This is a genomic window from Blautia segnis, from assembly GCF_014287535.1.
Classification (GTDB): domain Bacteria; phylum Bacillota; class Clostridia; order Lachnospirales; family Lachnospiraceae; genus Blautia_A; species Blautia_A acetigignens.
This window is the reverse complement of record NZ_JACOOT010000032.1, coordinates 33,100-56,733: the sequence shown is the minus strand read 5'-3', so window position 1 is coordinate 56,733 and position 23,634 is coordinate 33,100. Positions and strand designations below refer to the sequence as shown.

The window sequence follows — 23,634 nt, the reverse complement described above, 5'->3', positions numbered from 1 at the left end:
AGGAGCGGAAGAATGGGTGGAATAACAATTGAAGAGCTGGGAATGAAATTTGTGGATGCCTGTATGAAATTGTACTGGGGTCCCTGCTGGTATCCGGTCCTTTTTGCCATTGGACTGATTGCCACGCTGATCTGGGGACGGAAAAAAAGCTCCATGATTTTTATTGGCTGCTCGGCTGTTCTGTTCCTGACGGTGTATAACCCGGTTGTTGTGAAATATATCATAGCAAAGCTGGGCTTTGACAAGGAATATTACCGCTTTATCTGGCTGCTTCCGGTAATACCGGGGGTGGCGTATTACGGAGTTAAGGCGGTGTGTCTTTTCCCCAAAAGGTGGATGAAAGCTGCAGCTGCGGCTGTGCTTCTTGGAATTTTTGTGCTCTTTGGCAATCCGCTGGACAGGGTGGTGAACAACTTCGCGTTTGCAGAAAATATCTATAAAGTCCCGGATGAACTGATACAGGTCTGCGGGATCATCCATGAAAACCAGAACAATCCGGAGCAGATGGCAAGGGTAGTATTTGACGGCACCCTGAACAATAAAGTGCGGCAGTATGATGCCAGCATGCGTCTGATCATCAGCAGAAATTCCAGTATTTACCGTGCAGGAAGCACTGTGACAGGCGTATATGATGAAAACAGCGATGGATACAAACGGCAGAAGGCGCTTCTGGATGTGGTGGATTATCAGCTGTATGACGATATGGAAGCATTTAAGAAAGCATTGCAGGAGACAAGAACAGAATTTGTGGTAGTCTCAAAGAACGAGGAACTCCAGAAGGTTCTGGAAGAAAATGACTGTGAACGGATTGGAGAAACAGCCTCTTATAATATTTTTCGATTTGTGGGATAGATAGAAAATAAGACTTGCAATTATCCGGGAAAGCTGTTACAGTAGTTACAAGATGCCAGGTCAGGTACTTTTCCCCTGGCATGATGAAGGAAACTGAATACGGGAAGTTATGATAGAGGCGCGGGCTTCATCAGTAATTCCGGCTGTGAGATTCTGTAGATTTGTGAAGCATCAGAATCCAGGCTGTCTGGCAGGCTGGCCGGGAAGAAAGGGAATACCGCCGAAGAGTTTGTTTTCGCCATGAGAAGAGAGCTCTGGGCTGACGCAGAATATGCGGCAGACTGTCACTGTTGTGGAGCGCTATCGAAGGTATGGATCCTGTGAAGAATAAATGCCATGAATGTGTCCCATAGCGGGGCGGCGTTCATGGCTTTTTTGTCGTATTCGCAAAAAGGATATGTCGCCTATGGCGACATCACCATGTATGAAAGCCAGCTGTTCCGCGCCTATGGACGCTCCCACAGCTGCCGACCGCATTCGTAATCCGGGCTATCGCCCTACTTACTCATACGGTCTAGCCCATCCGATATCCAAGAATTCGCTCATGCGGGGCATGGCTCATTCTTGGTTGCCGTCTGGGACTTTCATAGTAAAAGAGGGAGGAAATCGATAATGAAGTACAAACGCAGCAAAATTTATGCTCTGTTTGCAGCCGTTTTAGTATTCGTTCTGGCATGTCCGGCGACCGTACTTGCAGCTGCAGAGGAGGAAGTAAGCAGTCCGGCTGTTTACGCCACATTCTGGTCTTTGGTACCGCCTGTTGTGGCAATCGTTCTGGCACTGATCACAAAGGAGGTTTACAGTTCCCTGTTTGTGGGAATCCTGGTAGGAGCAATCTTGTATTCCGGCGGCAATTTCGAAGTTACCGTAAACCAGATTTTTTCCGGCGGAATGATCAGCGTGCTGTCCTCATCCAGCAACGTAGGTATCCTGGTGTTCCTGGTAATTCTTGGAACCATGGTGTGCCTGATGAACCGTGCTGGCGGATCTGCCGCATTCGGACGCTGGGCAAGCAAGCACATCAAAACAAGAGTGGGCGCCGAGCTTGCTACGATTTTACTTGGCGTTCTGATTTTTATTGACGACTATTTCAACTGTCTGACTGTGGGAAGCGTTATGCGTCCCATCACAGACCAGCACAATGTTTCCCGTGCCAAGCTGGCATATCTGATCGATGCCACAGCAGCGCCTATCTGCATTATTGCGCCGATCTCATCCTGGGCGGCAGCAGTCAGCGGATTTGTACCGGGAGAAGACGGAATGTCCGTTTTTGTGAGAGCTATTCCTTACAACTATTATGCAATCCTTACCATTGTGATGATGGTGTCCATGGTTCTGATGAAAGAAGAGTTTGGCTCTATGGGCGTTCATGAGTCCAACGCGTTAAAAGGAGACCTGTTTACAACTGCAGCCCGCCCCTATGCTTCCGGTGAGGGAGAAGACCCTGTGAATCCACGGGGAAAAGTAATGGATCTTCTGATTCCCATTATTTCCCTGGTAATCTGCTGTGTCATTGGAATGATCTACACAGGCGGATTTTTCAGTGGTACTGATTTTGTAACTGCTTTTTCCCAGAGTGATGCGTCTGTAGGCCTTGTGCTGGGAAGTTTTTTCGGACTGGTGATCACCATTCTTCTTTATATGGTACGCAAGGTGCTGCCGTTCCGCGACTGCATGGCATGTATCCCGGAGGGCTTCAAATCCATGGTTCCAGCAATACTGATCCTGACCTTTGCATGGACCTTAAAGAGTATGACAGACAGTCTTGGGGCAGCAGAGTTTGTAGCAGAGCTGGTAAAATCTTCTGCAGACGGACTGGTAAATATGCTTCCGGCAATTATTTTCATTGTGGCATGCTTCCTGGCTTTTGCAACCGGTACTTCCTGGGGAACCTTTGGTATTCTGATCCCCATTGTAGTACATGTATTTGAAAACACACCTGGAAATCTGATGATTATTTCCATCTCTGCCTGCATGGCAGGTGCTGTATGCGGTGACCACTGCTCTCCGATTTCCGATACTACCATCATGGCGTCCGCAGGCGCCCAGTGCGATCATGTAAACCATGTATCCACCCAGCTGCCTTATGCCATTGTGGCAGCAGTGGTATCTTTTATCACCTACATTTTCGCCGGCTTCATCCAGAGTCCGCTGTGCCTGATCATTGGCGTGGCGCTGATGATGGGTGCAATGTTTGTGATCAAGTTTAAATTCAGCGATCTGAAAAACGCCTGACGGGGCGGCCGCAGAGATTACGAAGGTATCTGATAACAGAGGATTGCCATAAGTTTCGTAGAAAATAAAATACAGGCCAGTTCTTTGCGTGAGTGCAAAAATACTCAAAATATATGTCTGGTATTTTTGACTGCAAAGAGCGGGTCTGTTTTTTGGCTTTCCGATTTCCAGATGATGTTTGCCTTGCATATGTCCGGGAAAAAATATATAATGGAGCAATGGACGAAAAAATCAGAATCAACAAATATTTAAGTGAAGCCGGCTTTTGTTCCAGGCGGGAAGCGGACAGCCTGATCCAGGAGGGACGGGTTACCGTGGACGGCCGCAGGGCAGAGCCAGGAGAGAAAATTACATCAGACACAGTGGTTTACGTAGACGGGAAGGCTGTGAAAAAAGTAGAAGAGAAGGTTCTTCTTCTATTTTACAAGCCCCGCGGCGTTGTGTGCAGCACCAAGAAGCAGCGCCAGGAGACCACCGTGACGGAATATCTGAACTATCCCCTGCGGGTTTACCCCATTGGACGTCTTGACAAGGACTCCGAGGGGCTTCTGCTTCTGACCAACCAGGGGGATCTGGTAAATAAGATCATGCGCGCGGGCAACTATCACGAGAAGGAATATCTGGTGACCGTAGATAAGCCCATAGACAGCGCTTTTGTGAAAAAAATGGCGTCTGGAATTCCTATTCTGGACACCATAACCCGCCGCTGCTTTGTAGAAAAAACAGGGAAGACTTCTTTTCGCATTATTCTCACCCAGGGCCTGAACCGCCAGATCCGCCGAATGTGCGAGTACCTTGGCTATCAGGTGCAGACCCTGAAGCGTGTGCGGATCATGGAACTGACCCTGGACGGGCTGAAGGAAGGCGAGTACCGGCAGGCTTCCCGGGAAGAGTGGGCGAAGCTGGAGAAAGGAATTGCAAATTCTTCACAGCTTCCCAGCAGCAATCATCAAAAAACAGGAGGACATCATGGAAAATTCTCTACAGCGAATGAAAGAACTGGTAGAAACCCTGAATGGCGCCGCGAAGGCGTACTACCAGGAAGACAGGGAAATCATGAGCAATCAGGAGTACGACAGCCTGTACGACCAGCTGGAGCAGCTGGAAAAAGAAACAGGCACCGTTCTCACAAATAGCCCCACTGTCCGCGTAGGATATGAGGCAGTAAACGAGCTTCCCAAGGAAGAGCATCCAAGCCCCATGCTGTCCCTTGACAAAACAAAGGACCGTGAGGTATTAAGAAGCTTTATCGGAGAGCACAGATGCCTTCTGTCCTGGAAGCTGGACGGCCTGACCATTGTTCTTACCTATGAAAACGGAGAGCTTGTGAAAGCCGTCACAAGAGGCAATGGAATCGTAGGCGAGGTCATCACCAACAACGCAAAAGTGTTTAAGAACATTCCTCTTCGCATTCCCTACAAAGGACAGCTTGTGCTCCGGGGAGAGGCCATTATTACTTACTCAGAATTTGAGCGCATCAATGAGACCATCGGAGATGCAGATGCCAAATATAAAAACCCCAGAAATCTGTGCAGCGGTTCCGTGCGCCAGCTGAACAACGAGATCACAGCCAGACGAAATGTGCGGTTCTATGCTTTTGCCCTGGTAAGCGTCCAGGATGTGGATTTCCATAATTCCCGGGAACAGCAGTTTATCTGGCTGAAGGAGCAGGGCTTTGAGGTGGTGGAATACAAGGTGGTAACTTCCACAAGCCTTGATGAGGCAATGAATTATTTTTCCACCGCAATCGTGAACAATGATTTTCCATCAGACGGGCTGGTGGTTACCTATGATGACATTGCCTACGGCGAATCTCTTGGAAGCACTGCCAAATTTCCAAGGAATTCCTTCGCTTTCAAATGGGCGGATGAAATGCGGGAGACCAAGCTGGTGGATATGGAATGGAGCCCGTCCAGAACCGGACTGATCAACCCGGTGGCGATTTTTGAGCCTGTGGAGCTGGAAGGCACCACAGTGAGCCGTGCCAGCGTGCACAACATCAGCATTGTAAAGGAACTGCAGCTTGGAATCGGGGATACCATCAAGGTCTATAAGGCGAATATGATCATTCCCCAGATCGCGGAGAACCTTACCAGAAGCGGCAACCTGGTAATTCCGGACAAATGTCCCGTATGCGGTCACGAGGCCAGAATCCGCAAGGAGAACGATGTGGAGACCCTTTACTGCATGAACCCGGACTGTGTGGCAAAGAAGATCAAGTCCTTCAGCCTATTTACCAGCCGGGATGCCATGAACATTGACGGCCTTTCCGAGGCAACCCTGGAGAAATTTATTGCCATGGGCTTTATCCACAATCTGGGAGATATTTTTGAAATCGGAAAATATAAGGATCAGATCGTAGAGATGGAAGGCTTCGGACAAAAGTCCTTTGACAACCTGATGGCAAGCCTTGAGAAAGCCAAAGAGACCACTCTTGCCAAGGTGATCTACAGCCTTGGAATCGCAGGAATCGGTCTTGCCAATGCCAGAGTGATCTGCAGATATTTTGACGATGACATTGAGAAAATCCGCCATGCGGATGCAGAAGAGATCAACTCCATTGAGGGGATTGGCCCGGTGCTGGCAGGCAGCCTGGCAGATTATTTTTCCAGTGAAGAGAATAATAAGAAGCTTGACCATCTGCTTGGCCATCTTCACCTGATCCGTGAGGAGACCGCTGGGGAGCAGGTATTTGCGGGCAAAACCTTTGTCATCACGGGAAGCGTGGAGCATTTTGCCAACCGCTCTGAGGCGAAAGCCTTTATTGAGGCAAGAGGCGGCAAGGTGACCGGCTCCGTGACCAAGAAAACCGACTATTTAATTAACAACGATAAAACTTCCGGCTCTTCCAAAAATAAGAAAGCACAGGAGCTTGGAATTCCTATTCTGTCAGAAGAGGATTTCCTGGAATTAGCGGGAGAGTAAGAATTCACATAGAGGAGGAAATAAAATGCCAATTAAAATACAAAGTGACCTTCCGGTCAAGGAAATACTGGAAAAAGAAAACTTATTCGTCATGGATGAGAACCGTGCCATGCACCAGGACATCCGTCCGATCTACATCCTGATCCTGAACCTGATGCCTTTGAAGGAAGAGACCGAGCTTCAGCTGCTTCGTTCCCTTTCCAACACCCCTCTGCAGGTAGATGTAAGCTTCATGGCCGTAGAGTCCCATCAGGCAAAGAACACATCCCGAAGCCATCTGAACAAATTCTATCAGACCTTCACAGAGCTGAAGGACAAGAAATTCGACGGAATGATCATCACCGGCGCACCTGTTGAGCAGATGGAATTTGAAGAGGTAGATTACTGGGAAGAGGTGACCAGGATCATGGACTGGTCCGAGACCCATGTGACCTCCACCATTTTCCTGTGTTGGGCAGCCCAGGCAGCGCTCTACCATTTCTATGGCTTGAAAAAGCGTATGCTGGACAAGAAAATGTTCGGCCTTTTCTGGCACAAGGTAATGAACCGCAAGATCCCGCTGGTAAGAGGCTTTGATGATGTGTTCCTGGCACCGCACTCCAGACACACAGAGGTTCCCATTGCGGACGTACACGCCTGCAAGGACCTTACTGTTCTGGCAGAATCCGACGAGGCAGGCCTGTTCCTTGCCATGGCAGAAGATGGCCGCAAGATCTTCGTCATGGGCCATCCGGAATACGACCGAGTCACCCTGGATGGCGAGTACAAGCGCGACCTTTCTAAAGGCCTTCCCATCGAAATGCCAAAGAACTATTACAGGGATAACAATCCGGATAACGGCCCCCAGCTTCTCTGGAGAGCCCACGCTAATAATCTGTACACAAACTGGCTGAATTACTACGTCTACCAGGCAACCCCGTACAACCTGTACGGAACACCGGATTTCAACGGGAAGTAAAGACAGGAGCAGATGTTTTTTCAGGCTGAGAAAGAAATACAGTGGATTATCGGCGAAGAGAAATCCTCACCCGGATTTCTCTTCCTATTTCACCATTAAACCTAAATATTCAACCAAAAGAAAAAACTTTACATCAGCCCGATATTGTGCTATACTTTTCAAAGTCGAAGTGGTTGTACATTGATAATTCAACAACTCGAGTTTTTTATGCACCTGTAGCTCAGTGGATAGAGCAGTGGTTTCCGGTACCATGTGCGGGGGTTCGATTCCCTTCAGGTGTATTGCCTGGAACGATCGGGCGTTCCGGTGCGTTGTATTAAGGAGGACAAGAACTTGGATAATTTCAGAGAATGGTTATCAGATAACCTTCGCTATTTTATGCTTGGCGGAGCGATTCTGTTAATCGTGGTTGTCCTGTTCTTCGGTGTCCGTGCATTTATGGGAAGCGGGAAGGGCGATTCCAGTAAGGACACAGTGGAGAATCAGACGACAGCAGACAACGACCAGGGAAATGTTCCTTCTTCTCCGGCAAATGATGGGGAGACTGACGGGAAGAAAGACGCCAATCCCATGGAGACGGCTAATGAAGAGATTACTTCATTGATCAAGAGCTATTATAAAGCTCTGGGGGATAAAGATATTGCGACGCTGCGTACTCTTGTGGATAATCTTGCACCATCAGATGAGTCCAAGATTACCAATGCGAAATACATTGAAGGGTATGAGGCTGGAGATATCTACACGAAAAAGGGGCTTGATGACGATTCCTATGTAGTATATTCCTGTTTTTACTACATCTGTCAGGGGATTGATACAAAGGTACCTGCGCTTGCTGAGTTCTACGTAGTGAAGGACACAGACGGGAACTGGAAGATTGATGGCGCTGTTCATGATGACAGCGACGAAATAACGAAATATGAAGTTTCTCTGCGACAGGATGATGATGTCAAGGAATTGAAGGACAAGGTGAAGAAGCTGTATGACGATGCACAGGCTTCCGACCCGGCACTTACCACATTCCTTGAAGGACTTGGTGAAGATGACACCGGATCTGAGGACACAGCAGAGGGAACGATTCTGGTAGTTACAGAGGATTGTAATGTCCGTGCAGCAGCCAGCAGTGATGCGGAGATACTGGGAGGTTTATCCGCCGGTACTGAGGTTGAGAAGAAAGGCGAGGACGGTGAGTGGGTACAGATCGATTACGATGGTACAGAAGCTTACGTTCACAACAGCCTTCTCCAAGAGAAAACTGAATAATGCAAAATAAAAAGAACTGCCGTATATTTGGGGCAGTTCTTTTTTTGCAGAGAAACAGGTTTTTTCCTGAAGTATTTTAAACAGGTTAAAAATCAGAAAGCTCCATAGGAAGTTCCGGCTTCCAGTGTGATACCCTTGGCCGCAGCCAGCTCACTGACTGTAACCAGCTGATATCCCTCCTGGATCAGCTGTGGAATAAAGACCTCCGCAGCATCTACAGATTCCTTAAAAATATCGTGCATCAGGATGATCGCGCCATCCTGGGCATTATCCATCACATTCTGGACAGTAGAATCCGCATTCTGCGTCTCCCAGTCCAGGGTATCCACAGACCACATGATCAGAGGTCTTGCAGCAATCCCTGCTACAGTATCATTAAAAGAACCATAGGGCGGGCGCACCACAGTAGCGCTATGTCCCACCAGATTTTGAATCTCTTCATCTGTGCGGGAAAGCTGGCTGGTCACGTCCTCTGCGGAAAGGGTGGCAAGATCTGCGTGATCAAAGGAATGGTTGCCAATCTCACAGCCAAGTTCCTCCATTCTGGACAGAGGCTCCTGGAAGTATTCGATCTCCTGGCCTACCAGGAAAAAAGTAGCCTTTGCATTATTGGCTTCCAGACAGTCAAGCAGACGGTCGGTGAAATCACTTGGCCCGTCGTCAAAGGTAAGGGCGATCATTCCCTTTGGTTCTGGCGTAGGTGTTGGTTCTGGCGGCTGCTCACCGTCCCCTTCAGATGAAACAGAAGCTTCCGCTGCAGATGAGGAATCACCTGCTGCAGAAGCTGTAGGATCTGCGGTGCCTTCTGCGGAAGAAGCCTGTTCCCCGGAAGCTGTGTTCATATAAAATACCAGTCCGGTATCAGAACTGCCGTCTGTAGGATCACCCTGCTGTACCCCGTTGGCATCAAAATGATAAACCTGTCCGTCTATGGTGACATCACCTGTCTGCAGAACTCCGTCGGCGTTCAGATAGTAGCGGCTGTCATCCAGCTCCAGCCATCCGGTCTGCATCACGCCGTTTGCGTCAAAATAATAGCGGCGGCTGTCGGTATCGGTCAGCCATCCGGTGTATCCTGCGCCGTTTACCATGAAGTACCAGCTGCTTCCAACTGGGGTCCAGGTTCCTTCAGAAGCTTCCGGTGAAGCTGTGATCACGGCTTCCGGCTGTTCTGTAGGAGATGGCTCCGGGGTGGGGGTATCGGCAGGTGCCGAAGATGGCTCTTCTGTCTGCTGTTCCCCTTCTGTATGATCGGTATCCAAAGCTGTCCCGCCACCAGACTGGAGTGCGGAATCATCCGCATTCCCTGCTACGAACATATCCGGCGCCTTGGTGTCCTCAATGGGAGAGGGCGCTGCGGAAGACTGTGTAAAGGCAATTCCGCAGCCAAGACACATAAGAACAGCTGCAACTGCCAGCCCCTTGTTCGTATGCGGTTTATGGCCTGACATAAAATTCCTCCTTTATGAAACTCATTATAGTAGGATGCCAGAAGTGTCTGCCGCCTGGCATCATTCTTTCTAATCATACAATATATGACATGAAAAAACAAGAGCAGGTTGCAGCTGCAAAATTCCGGTTATCGTTCAGGTGGTAAGCCAAGACTAATTCTTGTGCAACCTGTTCGTGCAGAAGGAAAAAAATTCACAGAAAATCATGAAAATTTATTTTGAAATTTACATAAGTTTCTGCTATATTAGATATTGATGACGTTAACCGAAAAAGCACATACAAACGCTTTTTACAGTTTGATGATTCTTATCTGGTACAATGGATAAGAACAGGAAAGAAGAGGAAACGATTGCGTAAGAAATCCCATATACTGGTAGCCAGATATCTGGCAGACCAGATGCCTGCTACAAAGAGCCTGCAGTCCCACAGAAAGGCGTTCTGCCTGGGAAGTATCCTTCCAGACATCAAGCCGTCTTTTCTGACGAAGAAGCATGAGTATTTCGGTACCTTTGATGAGGTGCAGAGGAAGATGGAGGCTCTTGTCAACAGTAGTCCCCAGGAGTGCAAGGAACGCGTTTACTGGCGCAGAGCCGGAGAAGTCATGCATTATATGGCGGATTATTTCACTTTTCCCCATAATAAGAACTTCACTGGCAATCTGTATGAACATAATAAATACGAGAAGCACCTTAAGAACTATCTGAAGCGCTACATAAACAGCGGAGCGGCAGCACAGCTGACCATCATTCCGGTTTACTTCGGAAGTTTCCAGGAGCTTGTGGCATACATTAAGAAAGCGCATGAAGGGTATCTTCTCAAGGAAAGAAATATTGTAGAAGATATTCAGTATATTCTCAGAATCTGTTCACAGGTCATTCATGGAATCCTGCAGCTGGCAGCAGTCCGGCTGGGCAGCGAGAATATTCTGTTTCCGGTTGCGTGCTGATCGCATCGAAGTCATTTTGAGCCGTCAGGTACCGGGAATCCACAGAATCTGTTCTGCGGAAGACCGATCCTGACGGCTCTTTTTGCCTGCGTACAGGTCTGTTCTATGGAAAGAAGGGATGGGGGAAATACCTTTTTGCTCTGTCCTTATTCTGTGAACAAAAAATGAAAATTTACGAAAATCCAGCCGGATATTTTGAGGACGGTTGATTTAGAAGGGCTAGTATGCTACAATAATTCGTGTTAATATTTAAGACGAACTGTTTTTGCAGTAAAAATGCATACCTTTATATTAGGGGAGTAAAGGGATGTTCATAGATAGAAGGGAGCATCTTTTAAATATGAAGAATAAATACCTGACAAAATGTTTATGTGTCACCATGGCAGCAGCCCTGTCTCTGGCAGGTCCGGCTGGTGTCCTGGCAGCAGACGGGACATCCTTGTCAGTAACAGAAGCAGCGATACAATCAGATGAGACAGCACAGGAAACAGCTGCAGCTAAGGCTACGGTGCCTACACAGGTGCCGACAGCAGCACCTACCCAGACTCCTACAGCGGCACCTACTCAGATGCCTGCAGCGCAGCTCGCAGAAGCAGCAGAAGCATCTGCCCAGGTACCGGCAGATCCTACTCAGACGCCGCAGCCTTCTGAATCAGCAGAGCCCAGTGAGACCCCGGATGACACACCAACCGTGACACCAGAGCCAGGGGAGACCCCGGATGTGACGCCAACCGTGACACCAGAGCCGGGGGAGGAGCCGGATGTGACGCCTACCGTGACACCAGAGCCCAGCGAGACTCCGGATATAACACCTACCGTGACGCCGGAACCCGGGGAAGACCCGGATGTGACACCTACGGTTACTCCGGAACCTAGCATAACACCAGAACCAAGCGTGACCCCGGAACCCAGTGTAACCCCCACCATTCTCCCGGAATTATCTGAGGAGAGCCAGAAGAAAGTAAAGGCCCTTATCGAATCCATTGATAAGACCTTCCAGGAAGAACTCAGCGAAGGGAAGATCGAAGAGGTAAAGCAGCTTCGGGCGACCTACGACAGCTTTACAGATCAGGAGAAGGCAGCGGTTACCAATTACCAGCTGCTGACCGAGATGGAGGCGACCATCAATCTTACGCCCACACCTACGCCTACCGTGACTCCGGAAGATGTCCAGGCAATTCAGGGAACACCTGTTTATTATGCCACCAATCTTCATGCCGGCAAGGAGTTTTATCTGAACAGTCTTAAGGATAATTATCAGCTGACCTTTTCCGATGATTTTGCAGATATCATGGATCAGATCGAGTCTGAATACAAGGTGAAGAAACTGCTTACAGATGTATCCGATACCACAGGGGGTGTGACCACCTCCGCAGATTCTCTTCTGGTACGCAACTGGCAGGACATTCTTGCCGTGTATATCTATGAGCAGAGCCTTCAGGGCGTTACCTCCTACACACTGGATGGGTCTTGTAAGGAAGCTCTTGCCCGGATTTTTGAAGAGATGAATCCGGTTGTGCGGGATGAGAATGATTCCCGCAGGGTTACATATGGCTGCTACCATATTAATGATTACATCAAGAAGAACAAGATTCCCAAGGAAGAGCGAGGTGTGCTCAAGAAGTACCTGGAGACAGACTGCAAGCTTCTTTGCGCCACTGTCACAGCTGCCAGGGGATTTGTAAGACAGAGCGTGGGAGATGACGTTTCAGAGGAGCGTGTGAATGTAATCACAGCTGCCTATTCCCTGGTGGGCAAGGTTGGCTATTTCTGGGGCGGCAAATCCGCCACCATCGGCATGGACCCATACTGGGGAAGTGTGGAGCAGGTGACTGCAGAGGGAAGTCAGAGTACCGGATCTCTTCGTGCCTACGGACTTGACTGCAGCGGCTTTGTTACCTGGTCTGTGATCAACGGTTACAGGGACCAGGCCATGATCGCAGCGGTGGGAAACGGAACCTCAGACCAGTGGGAGAGAGCCAATGTGGTAAGCGAGGCAGACGCCCAGCCTGGAGACCTGGTTTTCCAGAGAGGTCCGGAAGCCGGCAGCTCCAACCACGTGGGTATTATCTGCGGCAAGACAGATGCGGGAGACTGGATCGTAGTCCACTGTTCTTCCGGTAAGAATGGCGTTACTGTAGGAGAGGCATACAGTGCAAGCTTCCGTTATATTCGTCAGCCCTCCTTCTATCCGAATGCACAGCAGGTAGAGGAGATGAGAAAGAGCGGCCAGGCAATCACCAGTGCACAGTATATTACAGGAATTGACGTATCCAATAACCTTCAGAGTCTGATCAACGCAAATCTGTCCAATACAGGAGACCTGGATACCGTTACCATAGATCCTTCCGGAAACGGAACGATTTCACCTAGCAGCCTGTATGTGGCCAACAGCCTTCAGGAGCTGTTTGACGCCGGCAAGCAGGTAAGCGTATTCAATCAGGTGACATATGGAGATGCGGCAGAGATGGAAGTCCAGAGTGCCGGCTCCGATGGCAGCGTATCAGCGGAGATGCTGCAGGAGGGAGACTTTACAGGCATTATGGTTGCCAACCGTCTCCAGGAGATGCTTTTAGCGACAATTGTTCAGTGATGAAAAAAGTGCTTCCATACCCGATGGCGGGCAGGAAGCACTTTTGCTATCGTAGGAATGTGCGTTTGAAAAGTTACTGTGCAGGCAAAGAACAATAGCAATCGGGGAGGTTCCCTTATCGGTTGATACCGGATAATACATCCTCGATCCATTTGTCCGTATTATAATTACCGTCGAAGAACTTTACAATCACGCCGTAAGGCTCCGTCTGGTTGGAGAAAGCATTTGCCTCGTCGGTATCCACATGCATGGCAAGGCGGTAGCTCCAGTCCACACGGACTACCACATCTGCATAGATCAAGGCGCGGCCGTAGCTTTTGGTAAGGACGAAGACCTCGTCATTGTCTTTTACCTTAAGAGTGACGGCATCGGCCGGGGTCATGTGGATGTGCCGCTTGGCAACGATCACGCCGTGGTCGATGGTCAGTTCACCCTTGGGGCCGATCAGAGTGCAGCCTGGGGAGCCAGTAGTGTCGCCGGACTGGCGGATCACGCCGGGAAGCCCGATCTTCCGGGTATCGGTAAGGGAAAGCTCCACCTGGGTCTCTTTACGGAAGGGACCAAGAAGAGCCATATTCTGGTATTCGCCTTTGGGACCTTTTACGGTAAGGCGTTCCTGGCAGAGGTATTGTCCGGGCTGGCTTAGTTCCTTCGTATAATGAAGCTGGGCATCCTCCCCGAAAAGGAAACGGAAATCCTCCTGGGAGACATGGATATGCCTGGCTGAAGTTTCAATAGGGATTTTGGTACTCATGAAAAATTCCTCCGAAGTGACGTTTTTTGATTCACTGAAATCGTTATATGTTATGATGAGAATTGCGGGAGCTGCTTTGCAGCGGAGCAATTCGTGGATATCAAGTTAGGGGCAAAAGACCTTTTGACCCTAACATCATGTTATAGAGTTTAATCTTAATGAGAAAAAATAGCAAGTATTTTTGTAACTATTCAGAAGGTAGCATTCCGCGAGGTGTTTTTTGTGAACGTAGTTCACAGAAAACCCGAGAATTGCGGCGCGAAATCATGCAAAGCATGCTTTCTGTGCATCGCGAAGCGTGTAACTGTGAAGGTACTGAACAGTTACGTCTTTTTTACATTACCATATTAAAGGAGCTTATCCAACATGAAAAAGCATACAGACAGCGGATTTACCTTTGACATTCAGGGGGATCACGCTGTGGTCATGGAAATAGACGGGAATCCGCAGATCGTGGAAATTCCCGGTGAAATTGATGGAGTTCCGGTTACCGAGCTGGCGGAATATCTGTTTTCCGGCAAAAGCTGCCAGGTGATCCGCATTCCTTCCGGCGTATGGAAGATCGGCAGATACGGCTTTTACAATTGCCGGGAGCTGGAAGAACTGTGGTTTTCCAGTGATTTCACAGATCTTGGAAGCGGAGCCTTCACAGGCTGTCACAAGATCCGCAGGATGGAAGTGCAGATGAACAGCCAGGAATCCGGTCTGAAGGAGATTCTTTCCGAGGTGGGAGAAGAACTGCAGGTGCACCTTTACGGGGAGGTGGAGGCCATGCTCTGGTTCCCGGAATATTACGAGGAGGGCGTGGAGAATACCCCCGCCAGGATTTTAATGACTGAGGTACACGGAAGCGGCCTTTATTACCGGAACTGTTTTCAGGGAAAAGTGTTCCACTTCCTGGAATACGACAAGCGCTTTGAGCTTGCCAGGGCCCAGGAATCTCCGGATTTTCTCCGGGAAATGGTGTACGGAAGGCTGTACTGGCCAGTAGGGCTTACCGCCAAGGCCAAAGCCCAGTATGAACAGTATCTGCAGGAGCATATGGCACAGATCGCTTCAGCGTTTATCCGGCAGAAGCGGGGCAAAGAGCTGGAATGGCTTCTTCATACTTACCCTTTAACGCCGGACCAAAGAGAGCTGTTTGCCGGTCTTATGGATCAGGCAAATGCTTCCCACGCCTCAGAAATCCTCAGTATGCTGATGGAATACCAGAGAGTCCATTTTCCATCCAGAAGGAGAAGCTTTGACTTATGAGTGATTCAGGAACATTTAAGGTAAATCCCATTCACGATGCCCAGCAGCGGGCCCTTGCGGCAGAGGCCATTTGCCAGGATATCCTGACCGGAGCAAGGAACCAGCTGTATCTGAACATGCGGTTTCTGGACAGTGCGCTGGCGGCCCTTCCTTTTGTAGGGGAGATGGGCATACATCCTGTGGGAACGGATGGAAACGTGCTGTATTATCAGCCGGAAGAATTGATGGAGCTGTTCAAAAAAGGGACGGAGAAGGTGAACCGTGTTTATCTGCACAGCCTGCTGCACTGTATTTTTCTCCATGTGTTTCCAGAGCGGGACAGTGAGGGGAATCCGGCAGTGGATGTCCAGTACTGGAATCTTGCCTGCGACATTGCGGTGGAGAACATGATTGACGGCCTTTATCTGAAATGCGTCCATCAGCCAGCCTCCATGGTGAAGCGCCAGGCACTTTCCCTGATCTTAGAAGAGGGCAAAGTGCCTACCGCTCAGCGGATTTACAGACGGCTTCAGACCCTGCATCTGCCGGAGAACAAAATGCAGGAGCTGCGAAGGGAATTTTCCCAGGATGACCATAGTAAATGGTACGAGAACCATCCAAACAGCCCTCAGATGTCCCAGAGGAAAAAGAACTGGGATGACATCAGGAATCGCATGCAGACCGAGATGGAGACCTTTTCCAAAGAAGCTGGACAGGGCGGGGAGACCCTTGCGGACCAGCTTCGGGCGCAGAACCGGAACCGCTATGATTACAGGGAATTTCTGCGGAAGTTCTCTGTTTTGAAAGAAGAAATGAAAGTGGATATGGACACTTTCGATTATATATTTTACAATTATGGAATGAATCTGTATGGCAACATGCCCCTGATCGAGCCGTTGGAGACCAAGGAAGAACGGAAGGTGGAGGATTTCGTCATCGTCATCGACACTTCCATGTCCTGTAAGGGTGAACTGGTACAGAAGTTTCTGGAGGAGACCTACAGCGTGCTCAGTGAATCGGAGAGCTATTTCAGGCGGATCCATGTGCATATTCTCCAGTGCGATGAGAAGATCCAGTCCGATGTGGTCATTGAGAATGCCATGCAGTTAAAGGAATATATGTCCCATTTTACTGTGAAAGGGGGAGGGGGTACGGATTTTAGACCGGCCTTTGCCTATGTGGAGCAGCTGATGCGGGCGAAGAAATTTACAAAGCTTCGGGGACTGATCTATTTTACAGACGGCTATGGAATCTATCCTGCCAAAATGCCTCCTTACGAGACGGCTTTCGTTTTCATGAAGGAGGATTACCAGGACATTGATGTGCCGCCCTGGGCTATTAAACTGATTCTGGACAGTGAGGATCTGGAGAAGTAAGATGATCCAGACGTGGATGTGGATTTTGGCAATACGAGGAGAGAGATTATGAATATTAAGCGAGCGAAAGAAGAGATTCGAAATACAATAGAAGCTTACCTTCTGAAAAATGAGTACGGGGAGTACGAGATCCCGGTGATGGCACAGCGTCCCATTTTTCTCATCGGGGCACCTGGAATCGGCAAGACCCAGATCATGGAGCAGATTTCCAGGGAATGCAAGGTGGGCCTGGTATCCTACACCATCACCCATCACACCAGACAGAGCGCCATCGGCCTGCCCTTTATTTCCAAAAAGGAATTTGACGGCAGGGAAATGGCGGTTACAGAGTATACCATGAGTGAGATCGTGGCTTCCATTTATGAAAAAATCCAGGAATCCGGACTAAGGGAAGGAATCCTTTTTATTGATGAGATCAACTGCGTTTCCGAGACGCTGGCCCCTGCCATGCTGCAGTTTCTCCAGTGCAAAACCTTCGGAAGCCATAAGATTCCGGAGGGCTGGCTGATTGTGGCTGCAGGAAATCCGCCGGAATACAACAAATCCGTCCGGGAATTTGATGTGGTGACCATGGACCGTGTGAAAAAGATCCAGGTGGAGCCGGATTTTGATGCGTGGAGAGAGTATGCCTATACAGCTGGTGTGCACCCTGCCGTGATTTCCTATCTGAACACAAGGCCTGCCAATTTCTACAAGATGGAAAGTACTGTGGACGGCAAAAATTTCGCCACACCAAGAGGCTGGGAGGATCTTTCCAGGCTGATCCAGGTCTACGAGAAGCTGGATAAAACGGTGGATCGGGAGGTGGCTGGCCAGTACATCCAGCATCCTCAGATCGCCAGGGATTTTGCCAATTATCTGGAGCTGTTTTATAAGTACCGCACAGATTATCAGATCGATGAGGTATTAAATGGCCGCATCGACGATATTCTGGTGAAAAAGGCAGCTCACGCATCCTTTGACGAGAAGCTGAGCGTCACCGGGCTTCTTCTTTCCAGGCTGAACAAGGGGTTTGAAATGGTCCGCGAGGAAGAAGATGTGCTTGCCGCTGTTTTTGATATTTTAAAGGAAAGCAAGGAGCCTCTTATGGAAGGCCAGAGGGAGCAGCCTGTGGTTTATCTTGAGGATGTGAAGAACCGTTATCAGGCAGAGTCCGCCGCCCGAAAGAAGGCAGGGCTTTTGTCCAGGGAAGACATTCATCACGACCAGCAGGTGCTGGACACTTTGGAGCGCTACGTGATGAACCTGAAAAAAGAAAATGTCCAGGACGGGGAAGCAGCCTTCGCTTTTCTTCGCCAGTGGTTTAATGAGTCTAAGGAAAAGTATGACGAAGATTTTGACCAGGCAGCCAGACAGCTGGAATATGCCTTTGATTTTATGGAAAGCGCTTTTGCAGGAGGACAGGAGCTGGTGGTGTTTATCACAGAGCTGAATACCAGCAGCCCGGCAGTTTCCTTCCTTCAGGAGTACTCCTGCGAGAGATATTACCGTTACAACAAGGAACTTTTGTTCCGGGAAAATACCAGAGACATTCTGGAGCGGATCCGGCAGCTGGGATAAGGAGGCCAAATGCGAAAAAGAAATCCCTGGAAGCTTATTTTTATCATTCTGTTTGCAGCGGCGGTTCTGGTGGGAATTTATGTGTATCAGCAGCAGTATGAGCCTGGAAGCCTGCTGGAAAAGGCGGGAGAAAAGCTTTTTGAAAATGCTCCTGAGATTTTTTCGGGAGAGCCCAAAGAAGTGCGGGAGCTAAGAAAGCAGAAGATTGCCGGGACGGATGAACAGTCCGGCCGCCAGGAATATTATTTCGGGCTTTTGACAGAGGAGGAGCAGCGGGGATACCGGGAAATGCTTACCGGGATCCAGAACCGGGAGAAGGAATTTTACCTTACGGTCTATGAAGATGACACGGTAAACCGGGTCTATCATGCGGTTCTTATGGATCACCCGGAACTGTTCTGGGTCCATAACCGGAAGTCGGTTTACAAAACCACATTCTCAGACGGCAATTACTGTACCTTTTCCCCGGGATACAGCTACACAGAGGAAGAGATCGAAGAAATCCAAAAGGCGGCGGAAAATGCCTGTCAGGAGGTAAGTGCGCTGCTTCCAGAGGGGGCAGATGACTACGAAAAAGCCAAAACAGTGTATACCTATCTGATCAATACCGCAGAGTACCAGGAGTCTGAGGATGACCAGAGCATGGCAGGCATCTTCTGGAAAAAACAGGCGGTGTGTGCCGGGTACGCAGGCGCTGCCCAGTATCTTCTGGAATATTTGGGAGTTCCCTGCATCTATGTGGAGGGCAGCACGGCGGGAAGCACAGAGGGGCATGCCTGGAACATCATCTTGCTGGATGGGGATTACTATTATTTTGATGCCACCAACGGGGATCAGCCGGAATTTCTGGAAGGAGATGCGGTTCAGCTTGCAGAACACAAGACGATCCTGTATGATTATCTGTGTCCCTTCCCAAAGGAATATGAGATGACTTACACGCCGTCCAGTGAATTTACTTTACCGGAATGTACGGCTACTGCTAAGAATTTCTATGTGCTGAACCAGGGGTGCTTTGACACCTATGATTACCAGGAGATCCTGGCGTACTGTCAGATGCGGCTGAATAACGGGGCGGCGGTAGTGAGATTTAAGTTTTCCACTCAGGAAGCTTTTGATGCGGCCAAGGCAGAGTGGATCAACGGGGACTCCATTCAGGAAACTGCCAGATATTATATGACCCTATATGGAATGAATCAGGTGGAATATCACTATGGCATTCTGGAAAATATGAAAACCATTTATTACATGTTCTGATTACAGTGTTTTGAAAAAAATAGTATATAATGAGGATTGCGGAAGCTGCTTTGCAGCGGAGCAATTCGTGGATATCAAGTTAGGGGCAAAAGACCTTTTGCCCCTAACATCATAGAATCAATTGTGGGAGGAGGCGTTACTTATGACAGATATTCTGAAAAATGTTTTAAATATTGCCGCCAGAATCCATGACATGCAGGCGGCGGGAACGCTGGCAATGGCGTTCTTTGGAATCGTGCTTGTATTTGGACTGGTCAACTGTATTCTGGGCTATCGGCTTTTGCGGTTCTGGATGATGATCTTCGGCTTTCTGATGGGTGCCGGGGCAGGCTTCTTTGGCGTATATGAGGCGGGAGCCAGCGACAAAACCATTTATGTGGTGGTTATGCTGATCGCAGGCGTAGTCCTTGCGGTAATATCCTTTGCCATCTTTAAGGCTGGTATTTTTATCATCGGTGCCGGAATTGGGCTGACAGTAACCATTTACCTGATCCATCCTACCACATCCTTTACCTTTTTCCTGTGCCTGCTGACCGGTGTGGGGCTTGGTTTTCTTGCCCTTCGCTATGAGCGGGAAGTGATCATTGTGGGAACCAGTATCCTCGGCGGAATTTTAAGCGGCTTTGCCACTGCCAAGCTGACAAATATGGAGGAAATTCCTTTTGGAATCATCTTTTCCATCGGCTTTGCCCTGGTGGGAATGCTGATTCAGTTTGCAATCAACAGGCTGAAATACGAGGATGAGGACGAGGGAGAAGCTGAGAATTCCAGAAGAACTTTCCAAAAGAGAAGACCTGCAGTATACGAAGAAGAACCGGACACCGATTTCCAGGAAGAGGACGAAGCACCAAGGAAAGTTCGCCAGTCAGGAAGAAAGCGCCGGGACACCTACGAGGAATATGACCAGGAGGATGATCTGGACTATGGAGTGAACGGTTTTGATCTGGAAAATGATGAGCTTCCGGAGGATGACCCGGATGCTATGGAAGAGATTCTGGATGAATATTCGGTGGATGAGGACGAGGTAATTGAAGAGTACTTAGAGGACTACTACGGCGAAAACAAAAAGAAAAAGAAGAAAAACAGCGCCAGTCCGTACCAGAGAAAAACAAGAAAATAAAAGACGGTTTCGCGGCTTCTGATGCTGACGAAAATGCAGATAAAAAAGCAGCCAATTCTTTTAATATATAAGTTCTGTGTTCAGAACCTGAAAGAACTGGCTGCTTTCTTTATTATTTTGAGTTTCGTATATCAAGCAAGTGTGAACTGTCGCGGCTCCGCTGTGCTTTAGAACTCAATCTCCTTCAAATATCTGGAAAGTGCATCCTGCCAGTTTGGAAGAGGAGTGAATCCGTTTTCCACCAGCTTTTTCTTATCCAGGCGGCTGTTAAATGGGCGTGCAGCCTTGGAAATGCCGTACTCTGCAGTGGTTACCGGAAGAACTGTAACTTTGTCTTCTGCATACTCTGTATGTCCAAGCTCTACAGCCTGACGGAAGATTTCTTTTGTGAAATCATACCAGCTGATGTAACCGCCCTCGTTAGTTGCGTGATAATAGCCGTATTTGTCTGTCTGGATCATGTCCACCATGAGACGGGCGAGATCATAGGTATAAGTAGGGGTACCGATCTGGTCGTTGACAACCTTTAAGGTATCGTGAGTTTTTGCCACGTTTAACATGGTTTTGATAAAGTTTTTGCCATTTTTGCCGAATACCCATGCAATACGGATGATGAAGAATTTATCAACATTGTGATAAACGGCAAGCTCGCCATCCAGCTTGGTCTGACCGTAAACATTCAGAGGCTTGTATGCCTTGCAGTCCGGCTCCCACGGAGTGGTGCCCTGACCGTCAAACACATAGTCTGTGGAAAGATACATCATTTTGATGCCAAGCTTTTTGCAGACCTTTGCAATGTTCTCTGTGCCAAGAACGTTGACGCGGCGGACGATTTCCTGCTTGTCCTCATCCTCAGCTGCATCTACAGCTGTCCATGCCGCGCAGTGGACCACGCCGTCCACGCCAGCCTCTGTGATGGCTTTTTCTACAGCAGCTGCATCTGTAATATCCACGGAAACGTAAGGCATTCTGGTAACAGCAGATCCATCCTGGATTCCGCTGTACTGGGGGGCAAGGTCAGAGCCTACCCCTTCGTATCCGCGCTTATCAAGCTCGTTCATTACATCGTGGCCAAGCTGACCTGCCACACCTGTTACAAACAGTTTCATATCTGTCAGCCCTCCTTAGCGGTTGCCGTACATTTTTTCGTAGTAATTCTGATATTCGCCGGAAATAATGGTCTCCCACCACTCCTTGTTGTCCAGGTACCACTGGATGGTCTTTTTGATGCCGTCAGCGAATTTGGTCTCCGGCAGCCAGCCAAGCTCGTTGTGGATCTTGGTCGGGTCGATGGCGTAGCGCATGTCATGTCCTTTACGGTCTGTTACGTAAGTGATCAGGCTTTCCGGTTTGCCAAGCTCCTTGCAGATGATCTTGACAATGTCGATGTTTTTCATCTCGTTGTGTCCGCCTACGTTGTAAACCTCACCGACACGGCCCTTGTGGATGATCAGGTCGATGGCACGGCAGTGGTCCTCAACATACAGCCAGTCGCGGACATTCTCACCTTTTCCGTAAACTGGAAGAGGTTTGTCATTTAATGCGTTTGCGATCATAAGCGGAATCAGTTTTTCCGGGAAATGATATGGTCCGTAGTTGTTGGAGCAGCGGCTGATGGAAACCGGCAGGCCGTAGGTTCTGTGGTAAGCAAGTACCAGAAGGTCAGCGGATGCCTTGGAGGAGCTGTACGGGCTGCTTGTATGGATCGGGGTCTCCTCTGTGAAGAACAGGTCCGGTCTGTCAAGAGGCAGGTCACCGTAAACCTCGTCAGTGGAAACCTGATGATAACGTTTGATGCCGTATTTGCGGCATGCGTCCATCAGCACTGCGGTACCGATAATGTTGGTGTTCAGGAAAACCTCCGGGTTTTCGATGGAACGGTCAACATGGCTTTCTGCTGCGAAGTTTACAACCATATCCGGATGCTCTTCCTCAAAAAGCTTGTAAACGGCCTCACGGTCTGTGATGCTCTCTTTTACAAAACGGAAATTGGGGTTGTCCATAACCGGAGCTAAAGTGGAAAGGTTGCCTGCATAGGTCAGGCAGTCCAGGCAGATGATGCGGTAGTCCGGGTATTTTTTTAACATGTGGAAAATAAAGTTGCTTCCGATGAATCCGGCGCCGCCGGTAACGATAATGTTCATTGTGAATTCTCCTTTTCGTGTCATTATAAAGTTAGGAGCAAAAGATATTTTGCCCCTAATTTGAGGTGCTTAGTGAAGTACATCCATGTACTTGCCGTCAAGAACGTCCTTTAAGTACTGGCCGTACTGGTTTTTCTTGAGAATATTGTAAACTTCCATAACCTCTTCTTTGGAAATCCATCCGTTTAAATAAGCGATTTCCTCCAGGCATGCGATTTTACGATGCTGGTGAGTCTCTACGGTTTTTACAAAGTTGGTAGCATCTACAAGGCTCTCGTGTGTACCAGTATCCAGCCAGGTGAAGCCCTGACCAAGAAGTTCTACATTTAACTGGCCTTTTTCCAGGTAAATGCGGTTCAGGTCTGTGATCTCAAGCTCGCCTCTTGCGCTTGGCTTTAAGTTCTTTGCATATTCTACTACCTTGTTGTCGTAGAAGTAAAGTCCGGTTACGCAGTAGTTGCTCTTTGGATGAGCCGGTTTCTCTTCAATGGAAACGGCCTTGCCGTTCTGGTCGAATTCCACAATACCGAAACGCTCCGGATCGTCTACATAGTAGCCAAATACAGTAGCGCCTCTGCCTGTGCTTGCATTCTCAACCGCTGCTTTCAGACGTTTTTTCAGGCCGTGTCCTGCGAAAATATTGTCGCCAAGAACCATGGCAACAGAGTCATCCCCGATGAAATCTTCGCCGATGATAAATGCCTGTGCAAGTCCGTCCGGGCTTGGCTGTACCGCATAGGTAAGATGAACGCCGAACTGGTGACCATCGCCAAGAAGCTCCTCAAAACGAGGGGTATCCTGCGGTGTGGAAATGATCAGGATGTCACGGATCCCTGCGTTCATGAGAACGGACATTGGATAGTAGATCATTGGTTTATCATAAATTGGAAGAAGCTGCTTGGAAGTAACCATGGTTAACGGGTAAAGTCTGGTACCGGATCCTCCGGCTAAAATAATTCCCTTCATAAAACA

The 23,634-nt window shown here is 48.8% G+C and carries 17 protein-coding genes, 1 tRNA gene, 1 pseudogene and 1 riboswitch; of the genes and pseudogenes, 14 read left to right on the top strand and 5 right to left on the bottom strand.

All coding sequences use genetic code 11. The features are described 5' to 3' along the window. The first annotated feature begins 12 nt into the window (after positions 1 to 12). The 7 genes and pseudogenes from H8S54_RS13550 (at position 13) to H8S54_RS13520 (ending at position 8,230) form a co-directional block, all read left to right on the top strand. A complete protein-coding gene (locus H8S54_RS13550) occupies positions 13 to 852 on the top strand; it encodes a hypothetical protein (RefSeq protein WP_021925545.1) in 840 nt (279 codons plus the stop codon). Between the two features lie 105 nt (positions 853 to 957). Further along, positions 958 to 1,163, top strand: a riboswitch (Lysine riboswitch). A 301-nt stretch (positions 1,164 to 1,464) separates the two neighbouring features. Continuing rightward, the gene (locus H8S54_RS13545) at positions 1,465 to 3,087 is read left to right on the top strand and encodes a Na+/H+ antiporter NhaC family protein (protein WP_021925546.1); all 1,623 of its coding nucleotides are present in this window, start codon (positions 1,465 to 1,467) and stop codon (positions 3,085 to 3,087) included. A gap of 113 nt (positions 3,088 to 3,200) precedes the next feature. Further along, positions 3,201 to 3,953 (top strand): annotated as a pseudogene (locus H8S54_RS13540) (pseudouridine synthase); the annotation flags it as partial. A gap of 103 nt (positions 3,954 to 4,056) precedes the next feature. Beyond that, positions 4,057 to 6,012, top strand: a complete 1,956-nt coding sequence (gene ligA, locus H8S54_RS13535) for an NAD-dependent DNA ligase LigA (RefSeq protein ID WP_021925547.1) — start codon at positions 4,057 to 4,059, stop codon at positions 6,010 to 6,012. Between the two features lie 25 nt (positions 6,013 to 6,037). Further along, positions 6,038 to 6,970 (top strand): homoserine O-acetyltransferase MetA, encoded by a 933-nt coding sequence (metA, locus tag H8S54_RS13530; RefSeq protein WP_173765830.1) that lies wholly within the window; start codon positions 6,038 to 6,040, stop codon positions 6,968 to 6,970. 209 nt (positions 6,971 to 7,179) lie between these two features. After that, positions 7,180 to 7,251, top strand: a tRNA-Arg gene (locus H8S54_RS13525). A 52-nt stretch (positions 7,252 to 7,303) separates the two neighbouring features. Continuing rightward, positions 7,304 to 8,230: an SH3 domain-containing protein gene (locus H8S54_RS13520; RefSeq protein ID WP_243000263.1), complete on the top strand. Its 927-nt coding sequence runs from the start codon at positions 7,304 to 7,306 to the stop codon at positions 8,228 to 8,230. Positions 8,231 to 8,322: 92 nt separating this feature from the next. On the opposite strand, the gene H8S54_RS13515 is transcribed toward H8S54_RS13520, so the two are convergent. Continuing rightward, the gene (locus tag H8S54_RS13515) at positions 8,323 to 9,681 is read right to left on the bottom strand and encodes a polysaccharide deacetylase family protein (RefSeq protein WP_186901655.1); all 1,359 of its coding nucleotides are present in this window, start codon (positions 9,679 to 9,681) and stop codon (positions 8,323 to 8,325) included. Positions 9,682 to 10,031: 350 nt separating this feature from the next. Between H8S54_RS13515 and H8S54_RS13510 the strand changes: the two genes are divergently transcribed. Then, entirely contained in the window at positions 10,032 to 10,628 is a 597-nt protein-coding gene (locus tag H8S54_RS13510; protein ID WP_021926772.1) for a zinc dependent phospholipase C family protein, read from the top strand. 340 nt (positions 10,629 to 10,968) lie between these two features. Further along, positions 10,969 to 13,221, top strand: a complete 2,253-nt coding sequence (locus tag H8S54_RS13505; protein ID WP_243176823.1) for a C40 family peptidase — start codon at positions 10,969 to 10,971, stop codon at positions 13,219 to 13,221. A 115-nt stretch (positions 13,222 to 13,336) separates the two neighbouring features. On the opposite strand, the gene H8S54_RS13500 is transcribed toward H8S54_RS13505, so the two are convergent. Continuing rightward, on the bottom strand, positions 13,337 to 13,975 hold the full coding sequence (locus H8S54_RS13500; protein ID WP_021926774.1) for a PduL/EutD family phosphate acyltransferase: 639 nt from the start codon (positions 13,973 to 13,975) through the stop codon (positions 13,337 to 13,339). Between the two features lie 366 nt (positions 13,976 to 14,341). On the opposite strand from H8S54_RS13500, the gene H8S54_RS13495 reads away from it, so the two are divergent. The 5 genes from H8S54_RS13495 (at position 14,342) to H8S54_RS13475 (ending at position 20,518) form a co-directional block, all read left to right on the top strand. Further along, on the top strand, positions 14,342 to 15,229 hold the full coding sequence (locus H8S54_RS13495; RefSeq protein WP_021926775.1) for a leucine-rich repeat protein: 888 nt from the start codon (positions 14,342 to 14,344) through the stop codon (positions 15,227 to 15,229). Beyond that, positions 15,226 to 16,584 (top strand): vWA domain-containing protein, encoded by a 1,359-nt coding sequence (locus H8S54_RS13490; RefSeq protein WP_117853404.1) that lies wholly within the window; start codon positions 15,226 to 15,228, stop codon positions 16,582 to 16,584. The genes H8S54_RS13495 and H8S54_RS13490 overlap by 4 nt, the downstream gene beginning before the upstream one ends. A 48-nt stretch (positions 16,585 to 16,632) precedes the next feature. Further along, entirely contained in the window at positions 16,633 to 18,144 is a 1,512-nt protein-coding gene (locus H8S54_RS13485; RefSeq protein WP_186901654.1) for an AAA family ATPase, read from the top strand. A gap of 9 nt (positions 18,145 to 18,153) precedes the next feature. Further along, complete coding sequence (locus tag H8S54_RS13480; RefSeq protein ID WP_186901653.1) at positions 18,154 to 19,398, top strand: transglutaminase domain-containing protein; 1,245 nt, start codon at positions 18,154 to 18,156, stop codon at positions 19,396 to 19,398. 142 nt (positions 19,399 to 19,540) lie between these two features. Beyond that, complete coding sequence (locus tag H8S54_RS13475; RefSeq protein WP_021926779.1) at positions 19,541 to 20,518, top strand: TM7S3/TM198-like domain-containing protein; 978 nt, start codon at positions 19,541 to 19,543, stop codon at positions 20,516 to 20,518. Positions 20,519 to 20,685: 167 nt separating this feature from the next. Here the strand turns inward: H8S54_RS13475 and rfbD are convergent, their stop codons facing one another. From rfbD to rfbA, 3 genes are all read right to left on the bottom strand, one after another. After that, entirely contained in the window at positions 20,686 to 21,627 is a 942-nt protein-coding gene (gene rfbD, locus H8S54_RS13470; protein WP_186901652.1) for a dTDP-4-dehydrorhamnose reductase, read from the bottom strand. Positions 21,628 to 21,642: 15 nt separating this feature from the next. Further along, positions 21,643 to 22,662, bottom strand: a complete 1,020-nt coding sequence (gene rfbB / locus H8S54_RS13465; protein WP_021926781.1) for a dTDP-glucose 4,6-dehydratase — start codon at positions 22,660 to 22,662, stop codon at positions 21,643 to 21,645. 69 nt (positions 22,663 to 22,731) lie between these two features. Then, positions 22,732 to 23,628: a glucose-1-phosphate thymidylyltransferase RfbA gene (gene rfbA, locus H8S54_RS13460; RefSeq protein ID WP_186901651.1), complete on the bottom strand. Its 897-nt coding sequence runs from the start codon at positions 23,626 to 23,628 to the stop codon at positions 22,732 to 22,734. Positions 23,629 to 23,634 lie beyond the last annotated feature (6 nt).